This window comes from Bacillus sp. BD59S (assembly GCF_007363175.1).
Classification (GTDB): Bacteria; Bacillota; Bacilli; order Bacillales; family Bacillaceae_G; genus Bacillus_A; species Bacillus_A pacificus.
Window position 1 is genome coordinate 2989906 of the sequence record NZ_CP034686.1, and the last position, 19108, is coordinate 3009013.

Annotated in this window: 23 protein-coding genes, 1 pseudogene, 1 riboswitch and 1 other annotated feature; of the genes and pseudogenes, 9 read left to right on the forward strand and 15 right to left on the reverse strand. The window is 33.9% G+C overall.

What is annotated here, in order from left to right; all coding sequences use genetic code 11:
• Positions 1-18: 18 nt before the first annotated feature.
• The 6 genes and pseudogenes from EKQ63_RS30730 to EKQ63_RS17530 all read right to left on the reverse strand — a co-directional run.
• Positions 19-136 (reverse strand): annotated as a pseudogene (locus EKQ63_RS30730) (MFS transporter); the annotation flags it as partial.
• A 170-nt stretch (positions 137-306) separates the two neighbouring features.
• Positions 307-870, reverse strand: a complete 564-nt coding sequence (locus tag EKQ63_RS17515) for a maltose O-acetyltransferase (protein WP_029439008.1) — start codon at positions 868-870, stop codon at positions 307-309.
• Positions 871-1174: 304 nt separating this feature from the next.
• On the reverse strand, positions 1175-3664 hold the full coding sequence (locus tag EKQ63_RS17520; protein ID WP_143881342.1) for an FtsX-like permease family protein: 2490 nt from the start codon (positions 3662-3664) through the stop codon (positions 1175-1177).
• Positions 3661-4419 (reverse strand): ABC transporter ATP-binding protein, encoded by a 759-nt coding sequence (locus EKQ63_RS17525; RefSeq protein WP_088328097.1) that lies wholly within the window; start codon positions 4417-4419, stop codon positions 3661-3663. The genes EKQ63_RS17520 and EKQ63_RS17525 overlap by 4 nt, the downstream gene beginning before the upstream one ends.
• Complete coding sequence (locus tag EKQ63_RS29935) at positions 4412-4561, reverse strand: hypothetical protein (RefSeq protein ID WP_087996259.1); 150 nt, start codon at positions 4559-4561, stop codon at positions 4412-4414. The genes EKQ63_RS17525 and EKQ63_RS29935 overlap by 8 nt, the downstream gene beginning before the upstream one ends.
• Before the next feature lie 76 nt (positions 4562-4637).
• Positions 4638-5636 carry a tryptophan--tRNA ligase gene (locus EKQ63_RS17530; RefSeq protein ID WP_143881343.1) on the reverse strand — a complete coding sequence of 333 codons (999 nt, stop codon included), beginning with the start codon at positions 5634-5636 and terminating at the stop codon, positions 4638-4640.
• Between the two features lie 44 nt (positions 5637-5680).
• Positions 5681-5889, reverse strand: a binding site (T-box leader).
• A gap of 152 nt (positions 5890-6041) precedes the next feature.
• Between EKQ63_RS17530 and EKQ63_RS17535 the strand changes: the two genes are divergently transcribed.
• On the forward strand, positions 6042-6353 hold the full coding sequence (locus EKQ63_RS17535; RefSeq protein ID WP_088328099.1) for a hypothetical protein: 312 nt from the start codon (positions 6042-6044) through the stop codon (positions 6351-6353).
• A 64-nt stretch (positions 6354-6417) separates the two neighbouring features.
• On the opposite strand, the gene EKQ63_RS17540 is transcribed toward EKQ63_RS17535, so the two are convergent.
• Complete coding sequence (locus EKQ63_RS17540) at positions 6418-7539, reverse strand: AI-2E family transporter (protein ID WP_000411474.1); 1122 nt, start codon at positions 7537-7539, stop codon at positions 6418-6420.
• Positions 7540-7602: 63 nt separating this feature from the next.
• Positions 7603-7851, reverse strand: a complete 249-nt coding sequence (locus tag EKQ63_RS17545; protein WP_087954853.1) for a GlsB/YeaQ/YmgE family stress response membrane protein — start codon at positions 7849-7851, stop codon at positions 7603-7605.
• Between the two features lie 136 nt (positions 7852-7987).
• On the opposite strand from EKQ63_RS17545, the gene EKQ63_RS17550 reads away from it, so the two are divergent.
• A complete protein-coding gene (locus tag EKQ63_RS17550; RefSeq protein ID WP_139866171.1) occupies positions 7988-8449 on the forward strand; it encodes a GNAT family N-acetyltransferase in 462 nt (153 codons plus the stop codon).
• A gap of 38 nt (positions 8450-8487) precedes the next feature.
• Positions 8488-8630: riboswitch (cyclic di-AMP (ydaO/yuaA leader) on the forward strand.
• Between the two features lie 97 nt (positions 8631-8727).
• Positions 8728-8871, forward strand: coding sequence for a hypothetical protein (locus EKQ63_RS29940; RefSeq protein WP_000945244.1), 144 nt, complete (start codon positions 8728-8730; stop codon positions 8869-8871).
• Between the two features lie 74 nt (positions 8872-8945).
• Here EKQ63_RS29940 and tsaA read toward each other — a convergent pair whose 3' ends face one another.
• The 3 genes from tsaA to EKQ63_RS17565 are packed head-to-tail and all read right to left on the reverse strand — an operon-like array spanning position 8946 to position 10770.
• A complete protein-coding gene (gene tsaA, locus EKQ63_RS17555) occupies positions 8946-9404 on the reverse strand; it encodes a tRNA (N6-threonylcarbamoyladenosine(37)-N6)-methyltransferase TrmO (RefSeq protein WP_143881344.1) in 459 nt (152 codons plus the stop codon).
• A gap of 26 nt (positions 9405-9430) precedes the next feature.
• Positions 9431-10186: a class I SAM-dependent methyltransferase gene (locus EKQ63_RS17560; protein ID WP_143881345.1), complete on the reverse strand. Its 756-nt coding sequence runs from the start codon at positions 10184-10186 to the stop codon at positions 9431-9433.
• 41 nt (positions 10187-10227) lie between these two features.
• Positions 10228-10770, reverse strand: coding sequence for a CGNR zinc finger domain-containing protein (locus EKQ63_RS17565; protein WP_140421308.1), 543 nt, complete (start codon positions 10768-10770; stop codon positions 10228-10230).
• Positions 10771-10882: 112 nt separating this feature from the next.
• Here EKQ63_RS17565 and EKQ63_RS17570 point away from each other — a divergent pair, with 112 nt between their 5' ends.
• From EKQ63_RS17570 to EKQ63_RS17580, 3 genes are all read left to right on the forward strand, one after another.
• Entirely contained in the window at positions 10883-12082 is a 1200-nt protein-coding gene (locus EKQ63_RS17570; protein ID WP_087954844.1) for an MDR family MFS transporter, read from the forward strand.
• 153 nt (positions 12083-12235) lie between these two features.
• A complete protein-coding gene (locus EKQ63_RS17575) occupies positions 12236-12613 on the forward strand; it encodes a hypothetical protein (RefSeq protein ID WP_088328101.1) in 378 nt (125 codons plus the stop codon).
• 76 nt (positions 12614-12689) lie between these two features.
• The gene (locus tag EKQ63_RS17580; protein ID WP_071725109.1) at positions 12690-12929 is read left to right on the forward strand and encodes a DUF3923 family protein; all 240 of its coding nucleotides are present in this window, start codon (positions 12690-12692) and stop codon (positions 12927-12929) included.
• 119 nt (positions 12930-13048) lie between these two features.
• Here the strand turns inward: EKQ63_RS17580 and EKQ63_RS17585 are convergent, their stop codons facing one another.
• The 4 genes from EKQ63_RS17585 to EKQ63_RS17600 all read right to left on the reverse strand — a co-directional run bounded on the left by EKQ63_RS17585 (position 13049) and on the right by EKQ63_RS17600 (position 16123).
• The gene (locus EKQ63_RS17585) at positions 13049-13597 is read right to left on the reverse strand and encodes a DUF2179 domain-containing protein (RefSeq protein ID WP_000938438.1); all 549 of its coding nucleotides are present in this window, start codon (positions 13595-13597) and stop codon (positions 13049-13051) included.
• 198 nt (positions 13598-13795) lie between these two features.
• The gene (locus EKQ63_RS17590; RefSeq protein ID WP_087954842.1) at positions 13796-14209 is read right to left on the reverse strand and encodes an ATP synthase subunit I; all 414 of its coding nucleotides are present in this window, start codon (positions 14207-14209) and stop codon (positions 13796-13798) included.
• Positions 14210-14261: 52 nt separating this feature from the next.
• Positions 14262-15596 carry a hemolysin family protein gene (locus tag EKQ63_RS17595; protein ID WP_143881346.1) on the reverse strand — a complete coding sequence of 445 codons (1335 nt, stop codon included), beginning with the start codon at positions 15594-15596 and terminating at the stop codon, positions 14262-14264.
• Between the two features lie 119 nt (positions 15597-15715).
• Complete coding sequence (locus tag EKQ63_RS17600; RefSeq protein WP_000285637.1) at positions 15716-16123, reverse strand: MerR family transcriptional regulator; 408 nt, start codon at positions 16121-16123, stop codon at positions 15716-15718.
• Positions 16124-16385: 262 nt separating this feature from the next.
• On the opposite strand from EKQ63_RS17600, the gene EKQ63_RS17605 reads away from it, so the two are divergent.
• From EKQ63_RS17605 to rfbG, 3 genes are all read left to right on the forward strand, one after another.
• Complete coding sequence (locus tag EKQ63_RS17605; protein ID WP_048550434.1) at positions 16386-17159, forward strand: glycosyltransferase family 2 protein; 774 nt, start codon at positions 16386-16388, stop codon at positions 17157-17159.
• A gap of 113 nt (positions 17160-17272) precedes the next feature.
• Complete coding sequence (gene rfbF / locus EKQ63_RS17610) at positions 17273-18040, forward strand: glucose-1-phosphate cytidylyltransferase (RefSeq protein WP_001969081.1); 768 nt, start codon at positions 17273-17275, stop codon at positions 18038-18040.
• Position 18041: 1 nt separating this feature from the next.
• Positions 18042-19097, forward strand: a complete 1056-nt coding sequence (rfbG, locus tag EKQ63_RS17615; protein ID WP_143881347.1) for a CDP-glucose 4,6-dehydratase — start codon at positions 18042-18044, stop codon at positions 19095-19097.
• Positions 19098-19108: the final 11 nt, after the last annotated feature.

The window sequence follows — 19108 nt, forward strand, 5'->3', positions numbered from 1 at the left end:
CTGTTTCGCTTCATGTATTCATACAATTCCAGATAACAGAGCAAATAATAAAACAGCTAGCAAGGTATTACGTGTTCCGAATGATCCCCCTAGTATACCAGCCGACTAAAAAGGCTGTATAACCGATGATAGAAACTTACAGCAAACGAAAAACCCGGCAAAACAAATAAGAGAAAAAGAGCGTTTCAAGAAGCAAGTAATGTCTTTGTACAATTGTCCGCACTATTTTTCTTCATAATAAAACACCTTTCACATTGTCTATACGATACGACACCAGTTTATTCATATACCCATGAAAAACGATTTCTATAAGTCTATCGTTTTAATAACTTTAGCTGGGTTACCACCAACTACTACATTATTAGGTACATCTTTTGTCACAACTGCCCCTGAAGCAATTACAGCGTTATCTCCAATTGAAACACCAGGGTTAATAATAGCTCCCCCGCCAACCCAAACATTGTTACCAATCTTTACAGGCTTCCCATATTCTTTGCCAGAATTCCGCTCTACCGGGTGTAAAGGATGAGTAGCAGTATAAATGTGAACACCAGGTGCAAACATACAATGATCACCGATTCGAACTTCACAAACGTCTAAAATTACACAATTAAAATTAGCGAAAAAGCTCTTTCCAACATGTATATTGTAGCCGTAATCACAGCGAAAATCAGGATTAATTTGGGCTTTTCCATCAGCTGAAGAACCTAAAAGCTGATTTAATAAAGTGTAACGCCTCTCATCTCCTGTCTCCATCGCCTCGTTATAAAGACGTGTTAAACGTTTTGCCTCCACCCTATCAGCTACTAATTCTTCGTCATCTGCAATATACATTTCTCCAGCTAACATCTTTTCTTTTTCTGTTTTCATAGAATCATCTCCTTCGTAATCAAATGAACCCTACTTATTAAACACCTTTAATAAGTGACTTTCATTATACTTATTAAACATGTTTAATAAGTAACCCTATATTAGCATACTTTTTAACATATGCAACTAATAAGTTTGAAAAAGAAATGCGAACTCCTTACTTCACCTAATGATATTACTCGGTGGCATTTAACTAATATAATGCACTATACATTTATGAATGAGCACACCAATATGCAAATCAATTGTTAATAAAAAGAGATTGACCCAAAAGTAGCTGAATAGCTACTTGGGTTAACCTCTTTTATTTATTATCTTTATTTAACTCTTCTACAATGTCCCTTTTCCCTATTCTATTAGCAAAAGGGATAAAAATAATAAGGACTATTCCGAACATCCCTGCTACTACCGTTACGATAAGTTTGAAATCAAAAAATAAAGGTGTACGATCTATTATACTTACCATATAGGTTAATAATGCTCCTATAACTGCTCCTAGTACAATTCCAATAAGTACATATAAATTAACTTGCGTCAAAATAACTTGTACAATCCCCTTTTTCTTAACTGTTATCGCTCTTAAAATAGCAAACTCTTTTCTTTTAGATTGAATATTATTTATAAGTGTATTACATACCCCTAATGTTACACTAAACAAAATTACTACAATTACAACGATGAAAATGGACCACCTTTGCTGGAACATTAAATTAGATTGTTTTAACAATTGAGTATAACTACTTATTTTTAATTGTGGATATTGACCTTTCAATTCCTTTAATTGCTCCAACGTCTCTTTCTCATTATTTGAACTAATAAATGCACGCTCAAAAACTGTATAATCTTGTTTATATGTTACATTACTCCAATCCATAAGCACCGAAGGCGAATTCGGTAGCTCATTAACAATTAATCCGATTTCTACCTTACTAGTCGGTCTAACCTTTTGTTCCTGTTCTGAAAATAACCCTAATTGAACGATATCACCTACATGAAGTTTATATCGCCCCGCTAACTCTTCTGTAACAATTATACTATTCTCCAAATTTGCAGGTACTTCTGGCAGTAATCCTTGCTTTTCCATTTCCTTTACATCACCTAAATTATAGTCAAAAGTAATATATTTTTCATCTTGCTTTAATTCTGCCAGTGAGTTCGTACTAATCGTACTAGCTCTTTTTATACTACTTATTTCTTTAAATATATTTTGTATATGAGATGAGGGAATTGTTGAATCATTATTCAAACGATTTTCTACAACAATATGTGTTGGAAATTCTCGTTTTAAATATCTTTCATTATTTTTTTGCATCGTTTTAAATATAGTGGAACCGAAGACGACTATCACCATCATTGTACTTATCATTAAGATAACAAATGTATTTTTTCTCACTTGCGGAATTACATTTTTAATAGCAACAAATGTATTCCTTCCAAATATTTTTTTCATTATAGGTTGACATGCTATTAATATCGAAGAGAGATAAGTCGGAAATAAAATATATACTCCTAAAACGAGAAATATAGCTCCTATTAATATCACTATTGCCTGCGTATCTCCCGTATTTGCTACAAACCCACCTAAAACAGTTAAAAATACGCTACTCATTAAAAGGAATTTCCCCATAATACTGCGTGTTTTTTTATTAGAAAAATCGGATTCTTCATTCTCCCGCATAAGCTTTACTGGCAATATTTTCGAACTTCTGTATGAAGGATATATCATAAACAATTCAATGAAAAAGATACTACAAATCACTGTTACAATTGCTATTTCATAGTCAAAATTCATTGAATTAATTTGAAAAGTAAATACATGCTCTAGCCAACTTTGTAAAAAACGGTTACTTATTACAGCTAGTAACAAACCAAATATTTCACCAAAGAAATTAATTACACTACATTGAATAAATATAACTTTAAACAATTGTTTCGTTGTTGCTCCCATTGATCGCATAATAGCAAATTGACTTTTATATTTATATAAAAACACTTCAAAATTAGACATTAATAATAACGCAGTAATAATAAGTATTAATGTAGATAAAACGATTATAAAAATATGTAATGATGCTAAATTACTTTTTAAAAACTCGTCTTCCTCCGCAATATCGATTCTTAATTCTTTGTCTATTTTATGAATTTGATTAGATAATGCTAGTACATCTGCATTCTCTTTTGCTTTTATTAACAAATAAGTAGCTTCATTGTGTTTACCCGTTTTTTCATATACGTGCTGTTTCAACGCACCTTCCGATAAAATGAGTATGTCTGGAGCTGAACCTCCAGCTTCTATATCAGGTAACACTTCTTTTACTACATATGATTTATTTTCTATTTCAACCTTTTCTCCAACCTTTACTTGTAAAGTTTCCGCTAATCCATCATTTAATGTTACTTCCTCATTTGATAAATTTTTAGAAAAGTGATATCGACTCTTAGATAACATATCATTTTGAACACCTACCGTATAAATACTTGCATTCAATTTATTCACTTGCAAATGATTTACGAATACTTTTGACATGTATTCAATATTTTCTTGTTCCTTAATATTTTGTAATAAAGATTTATCGATCACTTTATTTTGATTAGGGTTATATCCAACAGATAAATCCATATCTCCATATAAACTTTTAACTTCATTTATAACAAACTGCTTCGCATGACTCGAAAATACAATCATCGTAACAATTAGAGAAACGGCCAACATAACGCTAACGATAGAAGAAATAGCAGTAAATTTATTCGTCTTAAAAAAACGTAAACTTAATCCTCGTACTGATTTTATCATTTTGATTTCTCCATTAATTTTTTAAATTTATCTAAAATGATATTCATATCATTTACTCCATGAGAACATGTATAATCATCAACAATTTCTCCGTCATGAAAGAAGAGAACCCGATCTGCATACGTAGCAATGTGAGGATCATGAGTAACAAGAATCATACTTTGATTGAATCTTTGTTTCATATCGACTAGTACCCGTAAAATATCATTAGACGTATTGAAATCTAAATTTCCAGTTGGTTCATCTGCAAGGACGATTGGAGGAGATGTTATTAACGCCCTACCAATTGCAACACGTTGTTGTTGTCCCCCAGAAAGCTGTACTGGTCGATGTTTTTTCCAATTTACTAAACCTAGAACATCTAATATTTTATTTGTTTTTTCTCGTATTTCCTCTTCTGAATCAGTTGATAATATGAGAGGTAACGCAATATTTTCTTCTACAGATAAATCCTTTAATAAATGAAATGACTGGAATATAAATCCTATGTTATCCCTTCTGTACTCTGTCGCATACGGTTCAATGAACATATTTTCAGGTACTTCACCATTTACATAGATAACCCCCTCATCAGGCTTATCTAGAGCACCAAGAATGTTTAGTAATGTACTCTTTCCAGATCCACTCGTTCCCATTATGGCAAGGAGTTCTCCTTTATTTAACTCCAAAGATACATTTTGTAAGGCTCTAACATTTGTATCTACACTCTCATATGTCTTACTTAAACCTTGAACTGCTAACACAATTTCACTCATCTTTATTCACCTCAACATGATTAAGTTTTATTCCCTCCACCAAATTAACCTGAATTAAAATTTTTTCTTTTAGATTACTAGGTGGTACAATTTCTGTTCCTATTTGGAATAACAACACTTTTAACTCGAGAGTTGTAATCATTTCTATCCCTCCTCAATCTATATTGGTAACAAATTGAAATTTCGTTCGTTTTTTTTGTAAAAAAATAAGGGAACGCTCAGCGCTCCCTCTCAAATCCAATCTGTTTCTTAATTTCTGTTAAATTTACCTTCGCAATAGCCCGCGCCCGCTCAGCACCTTTTTCCAACGCTTCATATAATAAATTCGGTTCATTCATATACATAGCATATTTCTCCCGAGGTGCAGCTAACTCACGGTCTACAACGCGAAACAACTCTTTTTTCACATCGCCCCATCCGATTCCGGTCTCATATTTTTCACGTAACAACTGCATTTCATCCTCTGTCGCAAATTCTTTATAAATCGTAAATAACGTTTCTAGTTCTTTCGGTTCATTTGGAAGTGAAGAATCTGTTTTGATTTTAAATATTAACTTTCGTAGTTTTTCTTGCTCCGCAAATAATGGGATTACATTCCCATAACTTTTACTCATCTTTCTTCCATCAAGACCAGGTAAGATTGCACCTTCTTCTTGTATGACATACTCTGGAAGTGTAAATGTCGTGCCGAATGTATGATTAAAATACGTCGCAATATCGCGCGCGATTTCAATATGCTGAATTTGATCTTTTCCAACAGGTACATGCGTAGCTTGAAATAGTAATATGTCAGCCGCCATTAATATCGGATACGTATATAACCCTATATTCACTCCGGCATCGACCTCTAAACCCGCTTCTTTATTTTGCTCTACCTTCGCTTTATACGCATGAGCACGGTTCATAAGCCCTTTCGGAGTTAGGCAAGCTAATATCCAAGCTAATTCTAGAATCTCCGGCACTTCAGTTTGCCTGTAAAAAATAACGTCTTCACCAAGTCCAAGTGATAACCAAGTAGCTGCTACCTCTTTCGTATAACTACTGAACTTCTCTGGATCATGCACAGCATTTAACGCATGATAATCGGCTATAAAATACAATGCTTTCCCTTCATTCTTCTTTGATATTTGCAACGCAGGTTTAATTGCACCAATATAATTTCCTAAATGCGGATAACCTGTCGGCTTAATTCCTGTTAACATTATTTTGTCACTCATCCTAACTCCTCCTTTCTCAAAATAAAAAGAGCCCCTCATCCTTAAAAAAGGACGAGAGACTCCCGCGGTACCACCTTAATTAGCTATCATGAATAGCTCACTTCAACTTCTTAACGTGAAGCAACCGTCTTTACTTACTCATTTCAGTTAGAAGCTCCAGAGCCCATTCCATATTCATCCCTTACTGATTTCCACCACATATCAGCTCTCTGAAAAGTTTCGAATATGTACTCTTCTCTTTCATCGCTTTTTCGTTATTTTTTACAGTTTATCATATTTTCCCTTCATTAAAAACTAAACATTCAAACTTTTTAACATTTCAACAATAAATATTACCAAATTATTCCGCAGGATATATAATCAATATATATAGAAGCGATTTACAATACAAAAAGAGGTGATGTCATGAGTTGGTTTACTAAAAAGAACGATGAAAAAATTGATGAGTTTAAAAACGATGATACAACGCAAGGTGATACTTTAGGAGTAATTATACATTTCACACCTGTCGCTATATATTTATACACTTGCGATGAATACATAGAAACGTTTGAAGGTGCGCTCACTTTTGAAAATGAGGACGGCAAACAAGTAGAAATCGGAGGTACTTTTATTTCTCTTGAAGTAGATGCTAATTTTCGCATGGATGATTTAATATTTGATTACAAACTGAAGGAAAGCAATCTACCTATTGTTGAATTAAAAGCCTACGCATAAGAGCAATTTGTCTACTATAGAAGAGCAAAAAAGCTAGAACAGTAATATCTGTTCTAGCTTTTTTTCACGTATTCAACTTAACAAATCGATAACCGTGCGTAACTAACACTTTTAGTATCGCATACCCTGGAATTGCTAAAATAATCCCCATAATTCCAAATAAATTTCCGGCAGTTAAAATAATGAAGATGATAGTAATCGGATGAATATCTAGCTTTTTCCCCATGACTTGCGGAGAAATAAACTTACCTTCTGCTAATTGTACGACCATCATTACGATAATTACCTTTAAAACCATTGCTGGCGAGTCAATAAATGCGATAATTAAAGCTGGTGTAATTGCAATGATTGGGCCTACGTACGGAACGATATTTACAATCATCGCTAAAATAGCGAGTAGTACCGCATATTTAATACCGATAATAAGGTAACCAATTAATAGCATAATACCGATAAATAAGCTAACGATAATTTGTCCTCTAATATACGAGCTAATCGCATAATGCATATCGTCTAGTATTCTCATCGCTGCCGGTCGTCTTTGTTCTGAAATAAACTTTAAAAAGTGATTTGGTAATTGCTCACCATCTTTTAAAAGATAGAACAATATAAACGGAACCATTACAAACGTTAAAACGACCTCTGTAATAGTACTTAAAAATCCAGTTACATTTCCTGTTACTGATGATAAAGATTTCGTAAAATCAACTGTATAGTCTTTTACCATATTCGCAACATTAATATTTAAATTCTCCTGAATTTTACCGAGTAAATTGCTTTCCCCAAATCTACGTGCTGCTCGTTCAATTTCATGACCGAAATACGGTAAGTTATCTATTAATGCGTCAATTTGATCTTTAATAATAGGAATAACCGTTAAAACTAAAAACACAAATAATCCAATTACTATTAAGTATATCGAGGCTATCGATACAATTCTTGAAACACCCTTCTTTTCTAAAAGCGAAACGAATGGGTGCAAAATATAAAATAGTACACCCGCTAATAATACGGGGAAGAAAATTGTTTTTAAAAAGACGATAAATGGTGTAAAAACAAATGATATTTTTGTTAGTAATAAAATATTAATGAACAATAGTGCAAACCCAAGTAACACTGCTAAATAATTGTGTTCTCTAAAAAACTTTTTCAGCTTATCTCTTTTTCTTATATTTATTTTTTCCAACGAAACCACCTCTTCGAATGATGAAAAGCCCTTATTCAGGGCTTTTCATCATAATCTATATATCTATTTCTTTGCAGCTTTCACTACAAATGATACAATAAAAATTAACACGATTGCTCCTAATAATGCTGGCACGACATGAATCCCACCAAAAGATGGTCCAAAAGATCCAAATAATTTACTGCCTAACGAAGCACCTAATAAACCCGTAATAATATTTCCGAATATACCGCCCGGAAAATTTTTACCCGTTATAGAACTAGCAATTGCACCTATAATAGCACCAACTATTAATGTGATAATCCATCCCATTTCTAGTCCTCCATTTCTATTATAGTGTATTTCTTTTTCATACTAAATGATTATGTAACTACTATAATTATTATATCCAAAAAAGAAAAATCTTGTCAAATCTATGCAAATAAAGTATACAAGGAGGCTTTCCCCTATGATTCAAAAATTAATACCAACTTCTCACAAAACCGCTGCTTCTATTTTAAACATTCAAATACCCGCTTATGAAATCGAAGCAAAATATATAAATAGTACAGCTATCCCTCGCCTTTATGATACTGTACCCGATATTCAATCATGTGATGAAATTTTCTATGGCTATTTTTATGAAGATACACTTGCCGGGTTTATCTCTTTTAAAATTGAAAAAGACGAAGTTGATATTCATCGTTTAGTAGTATCCCCTGATCATTTTCATAAGGGAATTGCTACAAAATTACTGCTTTATGTATTTGACATGTTCTCCCCTTCCAAAACATATATTGTACAAACAGGAAAAGAAAATACACCTGCTCTGTCTTTATATAAAAAACATGGCTTTATTGAAGTAAAGAATATCATATTACCCGATGGAGTGGTTTTAACTTCACTTAAAAAATCAGAAAACAACAAATAGTTTGACTCATCAATTTATTTATGTTATCTTTTACTTTATAAAACCTTTTGCTGAGTCCAAAATTTGGAGCGGGGGAACCATTTTTGTAGCTTTGCTACTTGGGGCGAATCTTATTTAAGTAGGGAAACTCTCACTTCCCGAGTCCGACAGCTAACCTCGTAAGCGTAATGGGAGAGGAAGGTGCTTTTTGCCTATGTTACACATTTTGCCTCCTTAATAATAAATATGGGATCGATACCAAATAGTCACCTATATTTATAGAAAAGGAGAAATGCACTATGTTACGTTTATCTGATCATGCAATAAAAATGATGGAGCAAAGACTTCGACTCGAACAACATCGCACATACCAAGCAAATAAAATTGTAGATAATTTACATCACAAATACTTCTTTCAACATATTTTTCAACCGAAAAGATAAAGAAACCATACGTATAGTATAATGTAATACAAAAAGCTTTGCGATTCTAAATCGCAAAGCTTTTTGTATTACTATTAAAAATAATTTTCCATTAACTTATTCATCCAATCTGGCACACGAGCATTTTCTCTTGTATCAAAAGCAGCAATATATGGTTTTATATCTAAAATTGCCGTTCGATCATTAGCGTCTAATCCTTGCACAGTCATAACGTTATTATGAATCGATAATATTTCAACAGTAGTAATTCCAATAGGGTTTGGGCGATGCTTTGTCCGCTGAGCAAAACATCCCTTTTCATCAAAATCACTTAATCCCCTTGGCTTTCTAGCCCACAAATGTTTGTTTTCTTCTTGAAAATCATTCATATAAAAAATAACAATTGCATGAGAATAATCCTCAAGACCTGCTAATCCTCCAATATACTCTGGATATATTTTGATGTTTGAAATAATACTTCCCCAATTACAATACATTTTCTCATCTATAGAAGATTGTACTTCACCAATCTTCACCATACTCACATGAACCATTTTCCTCCCCCTTCATATAACACTACCTACTTTCTCGCCTTCACAATAAAAGTAGTTGGCACCATTCTAGCTTTATATAAAGAATAATATTTCGTAGACGGCTCAGCTAGTTCTTCATCAAACAAGCTCGATGGTTCAGGCTCTTCTATTCTCTCAATTGTAAATCCGGCTCTATGTAACTCATTTATGTATGTACTTATTTTTCTCTTATATAATGTCGCTTGTACATCCTCCCCTTTAAATGTTTCAAACGTAATAGGAGTTTCTTCATGATAAGACGAACTTAAAGCAATCTCCTCTGTTCCATACATTAAGTTTGAATATATGGGATGCTCCCAGCTAAAAATAAAACTTCCTCCTGGCTTTACATATGAATAAATCAGTTCCAACGTTTTTCTTAAATTCGAAGTCCAACCTAATGCGTAAATGGAATATACCATATCAAAATACCCTTTCGGAATATCTCCTTCTTCTTCCATTGCTCCACATATTAACGTCGGATTCCAACTCTTTAACGTTTCATTCGCTGTTTTAATTTGTTCACTAGAAAGATCAAGACCCCATAACTCTTCCGCCCCATGCTCTGCCATATATTGCAGCGAATGCCCACTTCCACAACCAATATCAAGAACCTTTTTATTTCTAATTGAATCGAACAAATGAATTTCCTCTTCAGACGCTGTATACGGACCATATTTCGGCAAACAATCTACTTGAAAGAAATAAGGTGCAACCGTATCCCAACACTTTTTATTTAATGCTAACATTTGCGTACCTTTCATATGCTACATTCCCCCATCCAATTTTCTTTCCCTAATATAAATTAGACATTATAACCCGATCTCCCTTTTCTCTTTGCTCGGTAGTTTTTCACTTTTGCAATCGTACCGCACGCTCTTCCTCCTTCTTCTCCAGCGTACATACCGCACCATCTTTTACTTCCATTTCGTGAATTGTCATAAAATACCCAGCGGCAATCTGGACATGCTTTTAACCTCCCCCATAAATTTTCTTGAACTGCTATTAAAACAATGCTTAATACTTTTGTATATACAGTTTCTTCGTGTATTGGTTCATACGTAATACCTTTCATATCTTCCATTATATGTACATGAAATGGATATTTCTCTAACCACTTTTGCAATGATCCTTCACCTTCAATTGCCGCCCGAATATCTTTTCGAAAACTTTTTAATTCTTCTATCGTATGAAATGGAAGCTCTTCATGAAAATATTCTTTCATAAAGAGCTTTATATCCTCTTCTGTTTGCAGCAAATCAATTGCTTCTCTCGTATCGTTTGGTATTCTCCATGTATTTAAAAATTCTCGAATATACTCTAATTCGTTTGGTGCGTTTTGGCTCAATTCCATTCACCTTCTTCTTAAAATTTACTTTTTTCTGACTTTGTGTATAATTATAATATAAAACAGTTAACCATCAAATGATTTTACTGGTTACATAATTAGGAGGGGTTTTATGAAAAGTTTCTCAATACCAATACGTTTCATGCTTATTTCTTCATTTTTTATGTCTTTTGGGTATTTTGCAGTATACGCATTTTTAGCTATTTATCTATTAAGCTTTCTTCATTTTTCAACTTTTCAAGTCGGAACAGTGTTGACAGTTATAATAATTACATCACGGGTTATCCCTTTATTCTCAGGTTTAATTGCTGACAAAATAGGCTATATCATTATGATGATAGCCGGATTATTTTTAAGAGGAATCGGATTTATCGCTTTAGGAATATCCTCTGATTTCTATACAGTTTCTATTTCTTCTGCACTTATTGGCTTCGGAACTGCATTTTACGAACCTGCTGCGCGCGCTATATTTGGCTCACAGCCAGCTCATTTGCGAAAAAATTTATTTACATATTTAAACCTTAGCCTTAATTGCGGTGCAATAATCGGACCAATTGCCGGAGGGTTCTTACTCTTACTCGATCCAATCTATGCTTTCTCTCTAACAGGATCTCTTATGCTGGTATTTGCTTTAATCTTTTACTTACTTAAAAACCACTTCCAAGTCACTACTGAAAACACGTCTATCACACTAGGAATACAGGCTATCTTACAAAACAAACCTTTTCTTCTGTTTTCATTTATCATGATTTTCTTCTATATTATGTTTACTCAGCTTACTGTCGCACTTCCACTTCATATGAAAAACATTAGTAATAGCAATCAGCTTGCTACACTCGTTATTACGATAAATGCAATAACAGGCGTCATATTTATGGTGTTATTTCGAAAACTATTTCACACGTACAACACGCTATCAATTATTAAATACGGTATTTTATTCATGGGGATTTCCTTTTTACTCATCCCTTTATTCCAGCACCCATATTGGTTATTTATTTGTGTAATTTTATTTACAATTGGTGAAACACTCGTATTACCTAACGCTGATATTGCTATTGCAAATTACAGTAACGAAACCTATACAGCTACTTACTTCGGATTTTATCAACTATCACTCGCATTTGGCTTTATCATCGGTAATTATACCGGTACATCTTTTACATCCAACTTAAGCGGAATGTATACACCATGGCTTATTTTTGGCGGAATAGGACTTATTGGTTTTATTTCATTACATATTTTAAATATGAAAAAGGATTTCCTAAAGAAGATATATGCCTACTGTAAAAATACTAATTTACGGCAATAAGTAAACTTTCAATCCCCCTTAAATTGGATATACAGCCTGCATTATTTTACATATTATGGTACAATCGAAAGGAATGCTCAGTAAACGTTTACATAAAACACTAGCAGTCTAACAATACCAAAATCAAAAATCACATAGAATCGGGGGGATGTTATGAAAAAGAAATTACTTGTTCTTCTATTCACTGGAATCATATTATCAGGATGTTCAACTATAGTAGAAAATTCTTTAGAAACCGGAAGCGGCAGTATGGAATTATTAACACCAACGATTACAACAAAAGATAATGAATTAGAAATTAAGACCGAGGGCATTGATGAAAATAAAGTGACTTTTATTTATGTTGCTAATAAAAAAGTGTTGGAACAAAAGCTAAAGAATGGTGAATCCTACAACCTTAACATTAAAGATATCGAACACGCTCATCGGACAGACTACAAACCAAAAGTTCAACTTTTGAAAACGAAAGATGATCATAATGATGGAGAAATAGTTACCTTTAAACAAGTTAGATATACGGTTAAAAACTAATTTTAAAGTTGTTTCATTATAAATGTAACGAACGAAAATATACTTTTAACAGTGGATACATGTAAGGGGTGTTAACATGAAAAAACGATGGATTTCTTGGTGGATTGGTAACCTATTTTGGATTATCGTTTTTGGAATATGGGCCGCTATTATTTGGCTACGAGAGGTTGATGGTGCTGGTGTTATTCAAACACCTGAAATTAAGTCCATATCACTTATCGTTTTATTAATCGCGTTTATCATACCAGTATTTTTTCAAGTTATATGGCTAATTATTAATTTGAGGATGAGTAGAAAAAATAACTTTACGACTTAGTCTTTTAATTAACTAATAAACACTATTTATAAAAAAGAGAGGAATCTACATCAAAATAGATTCCTCTCTTTTTCATTTGGACTTATACTGCCCTTTTCATGCAGCACTACTCCTCTTTTTTACGATGCATGTTCATCTTTCTTCTTCATTAACGCTCTTTTCTTCATCGCCTTCGTTAAATATCCGCCTTTAAATGAACGAATTTCATAAGAAGACATAAACGCTTTCGGTGCAATTTCATTAATAATTTCTAACAGTTCTTTTTCTCTAGAACGCTTTGCAACGATATCTAAGCGATAACGTATGGAATTAATACCTTCACCTTCAAATACGGTAACGCCAAATCCAGAGTGACGTAATTCATCTACTAATTCATTACAACGGTCTAGTAAACTAACTTGATACGTAATATAACCAATTGCTAATTTATTCTCTATATAACCGCCTAATAACAGTCCTGCACTAAAGCCAATGACATAGGCAACGATGTTCATCCAATTTGATAAATCTTGAAACACAATACCTAAACTGACAATGTAAATAGCTCCTTCTAACAATCCTACGCCAGCAGCGGATCTTGTTTGATTCTTTACAAGCAAAATCGTACGAATTGTTAAAATGGGAACGTAAATAATTTGAAGCACAAAAATAAGTAGCGCTTGTAACATTGGTATCCACCTCTTTCAAAAAGTCTTTTGTCATGATAACATACATAACCTTTAGAAATCGATGGGTTTTTAAAATTTTTTTTATTATTTTTCATACTATTGAAAAACGCAAAAAAGAAGCGTATTATATTTGTCGTTAATTTGGTTACTTGTATCATTTCAATAAAATAAAAAAGGAACCCCATTAGGTCCCTTTCATCATAGCTCTATGTTTTTCGAAGTATGTTCCCTTTTCTTCTCTTCTTCTTTCACTACCTGCATATTTGCATAAGCTAAATTCGCAATCATTAAAAAGTGACCACCTAAAATGCCTGTACCGAATGCCCACATTTCCATTTCATGCTCAATTTCATACATGATGATAGCTCCTAAAATGGCAGCTGCAAATCGGTTTAAAACTCCTAATCCGGGAGCCTTTTCTTTCATTACGATACTTTTTCCAAGTTTCTCCACTCTGCGAGCTAATAACCATAGGCAATATGCACTTACAGCTAATCCGATACCAAACCCTGTTACTTGTTTTCCAAACGGAGTAATCGTCCACATAAGTAGTAAACCACTAAAGATTACATACAATTGTAATCGATATACACGTAAGGCTTCTTGAATCAAAATATCCGCTCCTAAGTTCTCATTTTTTGTACTTTAGAAGAAAAGCAGCAACTTACACAGTTGCTGCTTTCTCTTCTTCTTGTTCTTGTTCTTGTTCCATCTTACGAATTTCAACACGTTTAATTTGGTAAGCGTCTTTTTCTAACACTTTAAATTCATAACCTTCTGCCTCAACGTGTTGTCCTTCTTCGATTTCATGATTCTGCATCATAATCCATCCACCGATTGTATCCACATCATCTTCTTCAATGTGTAATCCAAATAAATCTTTCACTTCTGAGATAAGCACTTTTCCATCAACAATGATATGTTGCTCGTTCACATGTTGAATTGGTGGTGCTTCATCTTCATCATATTCGTCACGAATTTCGCCGACGATTTCCTCCAAGATGTCCTCAAGCGTTACAATTCCAGCTGTTCCTCCGTACTCATCATATAAAACAGCCATCGGAATTCGCTTCTTCTGCATTTGAAGTAATAAATCGTGAATTGGAGTCGTTTCCATCACTTCAATAATCGGACGCATATACGAGCGAATAGATGATAAATCTTTTTGATCCTCGGTCATATATCGAATAAAGAAATCTTTTACGTTGACCATACCGATAATATCATCTTTATCTTCTCCAAAAATCGGATAACGTGTGTATCGCTCATTTTGGATTACTTTCATGTGTTCTTCTACTGAATCTTCCAGGTAGAAACCAACGATTTCTGTTCGCGGTACCATAATCTCTTTTGCAATACGATTATCAAATTCAAAAATGTTATTTACATACTTGTATTCAGCCTGATTAATTTCGCCACTTTCATAGCTATCTGAAAGGATAAGGCGTAATTCTTCCTCTGTATGAGCTACTTCATGTTCTGAAGCTGGTTTTAAACCGAATAAGCCAGTTACAACACGCGCTGAACCGTTCAATACCCAAATAAATGGATACATTACTTTGTAGAACATCATTAATGGACCTGCCAATAATAACGTTACCCTTTCAGCCTTTTGAATTGCCATCGTTTTCGGAGCTAATTCTCCTACTACAACGTGTAAATACGTCATAATCATAAAAGCAAGACCAAATGTTAATACTGATGAAATAGAAGGGTTTAAGTTCCATTTCTCAAATAACGGGTGTAATAACTTTTCAATTGTCGGTTCACCTAACCAACCTAATCCCATAGCTGTAACTGTAATACCTAATTGACAAGCAGATAAATATTCATCTAAATTTGTTGTTACCTTTTTCGCTGCTAAAGCACCGCGTTTTCCTTCTGCAACAAGCTGATCAATACGACTTGAACGTACTTTTACAATCGCAAACTCAGCTGCTACGAAAAATCCAGTAAATGCGATTAAAATCGCAACCATGACTAAATTAAATATTTCCAATGAATCCCCTTAGTTAAAAAACTAAGGTGTCCACCTCCTGTATACTATAATGTTTTCTTATTTGTTTCTTAGAAAACATAGCCCGATACAAAAATTAAAGAGGTCGGATTTCACTTTTTCTATAATAATAGAGCAAGTGTCTGTATTAAAGCTGTCGTTTGACCAGATAAAGATTTCGATATTTTTTCACGTTGTGAATCAGTCAATCCATCTAAAAGCGGCTTTAACTCTGTTAACTCTGCTTCTAATCGATGAATATGGTCTGTCACTTCATTCACTTGTTTCGAAACGTGTTCATTGATACCGAGCAGCTTCTTCTTCTCCTCGATTTTCTCTTTAATCTCACAAAGCGGCATATGCATTTCTTTGCACTTCTCAATAAATTGTAATGTTTCAAATGCTGTTTCGTCGTAATAGCGATAATTAGATTGAGATCGCTCCGCTTTTAAGATACCTAGATTCGTATAATAATCAATCGTTCGTTTCGACACGTGAGCCATGAGAGCCAACTGTCCGATTCGATACACCTTCCCAACGATCTTCCCCCCTTGTTTATATTACTAACATCATACAACACATAAACTGTACAGTCAAACGTGACGGTTTATTATTCATAATTTATACAAAATTCCAAGACCCGCCCTATTATTATTCCATACAAGTAATCTACACTTATACAAGAAAATTACTAAACTATTACTTCATCACTACATTGTCTGCAACTTTTAACCTTTCTTATTAAAAAACATATCCTATTAATAATGATTGCTTGTATAGGAGATGATTAACATGAGAAAGACACTTATTTCTCATTTTTATAATGAAGAATACCTACTTCCATGGTGGCTTATGCATCACACGAAAATATTCGATCACGGTATTTTAATTAATAGAGGTTCTACAGATCGTTCAGTTGAAATTTGCAAATTATTTGCTCCCCACTGGGAAGTACGAGATTCAAGATTCCTTGAATTCGATCCCACTAATACTGACATTGAAGTAATGGAAATTGAGAGAGAAGTTTCAGGTTGGAAGATGGTATTAAATACTACAGAATTTCTTTGCTGTAACAATGTAGAAGAATTTTTCTCATCACTTCATACGTTAGGCCAAAATATGTATGCGATTAGAATGATTGTCATGATTGATAAGCATGATTATAATTATTCAAAACTAAGATATTCTATTCCATTAGTAGAGCAACGATACCATGGTCTTTTTCCTTATAAACCAGAAATCGGCTGCGCCTGGAGATTTATACACAATCATCTTGATGGCGCATATTTACCAGGCAGACATTTTACGCGGCACCAACCTATCGTTTATAACTCCCCTTCATTCATTTTCAAATTTTATTTTAGCCCTTGGAACGAACATACAAAGGCAAGAAAATTACAAATTACACCCACCCTTTCAAAAAAGGGCGTTCGAATGGGACTTCAAAAACAATATGGTCGGTCCTCTGAAGAACTCGAAGCTCGATTTTTAATGTTAACTAATGCAACACAGGATCTACGTAATCACCCTGAGTATCAACAATTATTCCCTAAATTCAAATCTTAATATTTCTCATCCGATCATGCTTCACACATTTTTACGCACTTAGTCAAAAGCAAAACCATTTGCATACAATATGAATACTGTATATATTATATTTTTTATTTTAGGAGGAAAAAATGAAAGCTGTTATTCTTGCTGGTGGATATGGGACAAGGATTGGGGAAGAAACACATTTAAAACCGAAACCTATGATTGAAATTGGAACAAAGCCTATTTTATGGCACATTATGAGTTTGTATAGCCATTACGGCATTACAGAATTTATTATTTGCTTAGGGTATAAAGGATATGCAATTAAAGAGTTCTTTCTAAATTACAACTTACACATGTCAGATTTCACGATACATTTAAAGGATAATACAATTACTAGCCATTCTCATCGTGTAGAACCGTGGAAAGTTACACTAATCGATACCGGTGTAAATACAGAAACGGGAGGACGAGTGAAAAAGATTCAAAATTTTGTTGGAGACGAACCTTTCTGCCTCACTTATGGCGATGGATTAAGTAACGTAAATATAAAAGAACTTATTGCATTTCATAAAAAGCATGGAAAAATGGCAACTGTTACCGCCGTACAACCTCCTGGTAGATTCGGTTCTCTCATATTAGATAAACAGTCTGTAACATCCTTTCAAGAGAAGCCACTTGGGGATGGCGGATGGGTTAACGGTGGATTTTTCGTTTTAAATCCTGAAGTTTTCAATTACATTAGTGGAGATAAGTCTGTTTTTGAAACAGACACTTTAGTTCAGTTAGTAAACAAAAACGAACTATCAGCATATCAACATACTGGTTTTTGGCATCCGATGGATACATTGCGCGATAAAAATAAATTAGTCGAGCTATGGGAAAGTAATAACGCTCCGTGGAAGGTTTGGTAATATGGCTTCATCATCTTTTTGGAATAAGAAAAAAGTATTTATTACGGGACATACTGGATTTAAAGGTTCCTGGCTCACCCTTTTCTTAACTTCTTTAGGTGCAGAAGTAGTTGGCTTTTCTTCTCATCCCCCATCTATTCCTAACCTTTTTGAACAAGGTAACGTAGCAAAAGAATGCATAACAATTCATGGCAACATTACAGATTACGATTCTTTATTCCACGCCCTAAAGCAACATAATCCTGACATACTATTTCATTTAGCAGCCCAGCCAATCGTCACCACTTCATATAAAAATCCTATCGAAACATTTAAAACGAATGTTTTAGGTACTGTTCATGTATTAGAAGCGGCAAAACATATAGAAAGTATACGTGGCATCATTAATGTTACAAGTGATAAATGTTATGAAAATGACGGGAGCGGTAACCAAGCATTTGTAGAAAGTGACCGGCTAGGAGGTTTCGACCCTTATAGTGCTAGTAAGGCTTGCGCTGAACTAGTGGCAACATCCTATCAAAAATCATTCTTCCGCACGAATACTCAGAAACTCGCCTCAGTAAGAGCAGGTAACGTCATCGGCGGTGGTGATTGGGCAGAAGACCGATTATTCCCAGATGTCATTCGTGCATATTTACAAGATGGTACATTAACTATTAGAAACAAAAACGCTATTCGCCCGTGGCAACACGTATTAGATCCTTTACATGGCTATATCCTTTTAGCTGAAAAACTTTGGACAGACGCTGCATATGCAGAAGCGTGGAATTTCGGTCCGATAAACGAACCTAACCGAACAGTTCATGACGTCATTCAATCTATAATAAAATTATGGAATAAACCATTAACAATCCTTTCACCTCCTACAAACACTCCTTATGAATCACCTATTTTAACACTCGACAGTACAAAAGCAGTAAACAAACTCGGCTGGACTCCTAAGTTATCAACAGATAAGGCTATCGCTTGGACTGTTGATTGGTACAAAAAATATGCATCTGGTGAAAATATCGAATCTTTCACGCGACAACAAATCGATGCATTCAAAAATTTATAAGGGGGCTATAA

What these genes read in the sequence shown, in the direction of transcription:
- EKQ63_RS17520 (WP_143881342.1), bottom strand. Translation starts at nt 3,664, where the DNA reads ATGATAAAATCAGTACGAGGATTAAGTTTACGTTTTTTTAAGACGAAT.
- EKQ63_RS17535 (WP_088328099.1), top strand. Translation starts at nt 6,042, where the DNA reads ATGAGTTGGTTTACTAAAAAGAACGATGAAAAAATTGATGAGTTTAAA.
- EKQ63_RS17550 (WP_139866171.1), top strand. Translation starts at nt 7,988, where the DNA reads ATGATTCAAAAATTAATACCAACTTCTCACAAAACCGCTGCTTCTATT.
- EKQ63_RS17575 (WP_088328101.1), top strand. Translation starts at nt 12,236, where the DNA reads ATGAAAAAGAAATTACTTGTTCTTCTATTCACTGGAATCATATTATCA.
- rfbF (WP_001969081.1), top strand. Translation starts at nt 17,273, where the DNA reads ATGAAAGCTGTTATTCTTGCTGGTGGATATGGGACAAGGATTGGGGAA.
- EKQ63_RS17570 (WP_087954844.1), top strand. Translation starts at nt 10,883, where the DNA reads ATGAAAAGTTTCTCAATACCAATACGTTTCATGCTTATTTCTTCATTT.
- rfbG (WP_143881347.1), top strand. Translation starts at nt 18,042, where the DNA reads ATGGCTTCATCATCTTTTTGGAATAAGAAAAAAGTATTTATTACGGGA.
- EKQ63_RS17545 (WP_087954853.1), bottom strand. Translation starts at nt 7,851, where the DNA reads ATGGGATGGATTATCACATTAATAGTTGGTGCTATTATAGGTGCAATT.
- EKQ63_RS17515 (WP_029439008.1), bottom strand. Translation starts at nt 870, where the DNA reads ATGAAAACAGAAAAAGAAAAGATGTTAGCTGGAGAAATGTATATTGCA.
- EKQ63_RS17560 (WP_143881345.1), bottom strand. Translation starts at nt 10,186, where the DNA reads ATGAAAGGTACGCAAATGTTAGCATTAAATAAAAAGTGTTGGGATACG.
- EKQ63_RS17580 (WP_071725109.1), top strand. Translation starts at nt 12,690, where the DNA reads ATGAAAAAACGATGGATTTCTTGGTGGATTGGTAACCTATTTTGGATT.
- tsaA (WP_143881344.1), bottom strand. Translation starts at nt 9,404, where the DNA reads ATGGTTCATGTGAGTATGGTGAAGATTGGTGAAGTACAATCTTCTATA.
- EKQ63_RS17585 (WP_000938438.1), bottom strand. Translation starts at nt 13,597, where the DNA reads ATGTTACAAGCGCTACTTATTTTTGTGCTTCAAATTATTTACGTTCCC.
- EKQ63_RS17530 (WP_143881343.1), bottom strand. Translation starts at nt 5,636, where the DNA reads ATGAGTGACAAAATAATGTTAACAGGAATTAAGCCGACAGGTTATCCG.
- EKQ63_RS17525 (WP_088328097.1), bottom strand. Translation starts at nt 4,419, where the DNA reads ATGAGTGAAATTGTGTTAGCAGTTCAAGGTTTAAGTAAGACATATGAG.
- EKQ63_RS29940 (WP_000945244.1), top strand. Translation starts at nt 8,728, where the DNA reads ATGTTACGTTTATCTGATCATGCAATAAAAATGATGGAGCAAAGACTT.
- EKQ63_RS17605 (WP_048550434.1), top strand. Translation starts at nt 16,386, where the DNA reads ATGAGAAAGACACTTATTTCTCATTTTTATAATGAAGAATACCTACTT.
- EKQ63_RS29935 (WP_087996259.1), bottom strand. Translation starts at nt 4,561, where the DNA reads ATGATTACAACTCTCGAGTTAAAAGTGTTGTTATTCCAAATAGGAACA.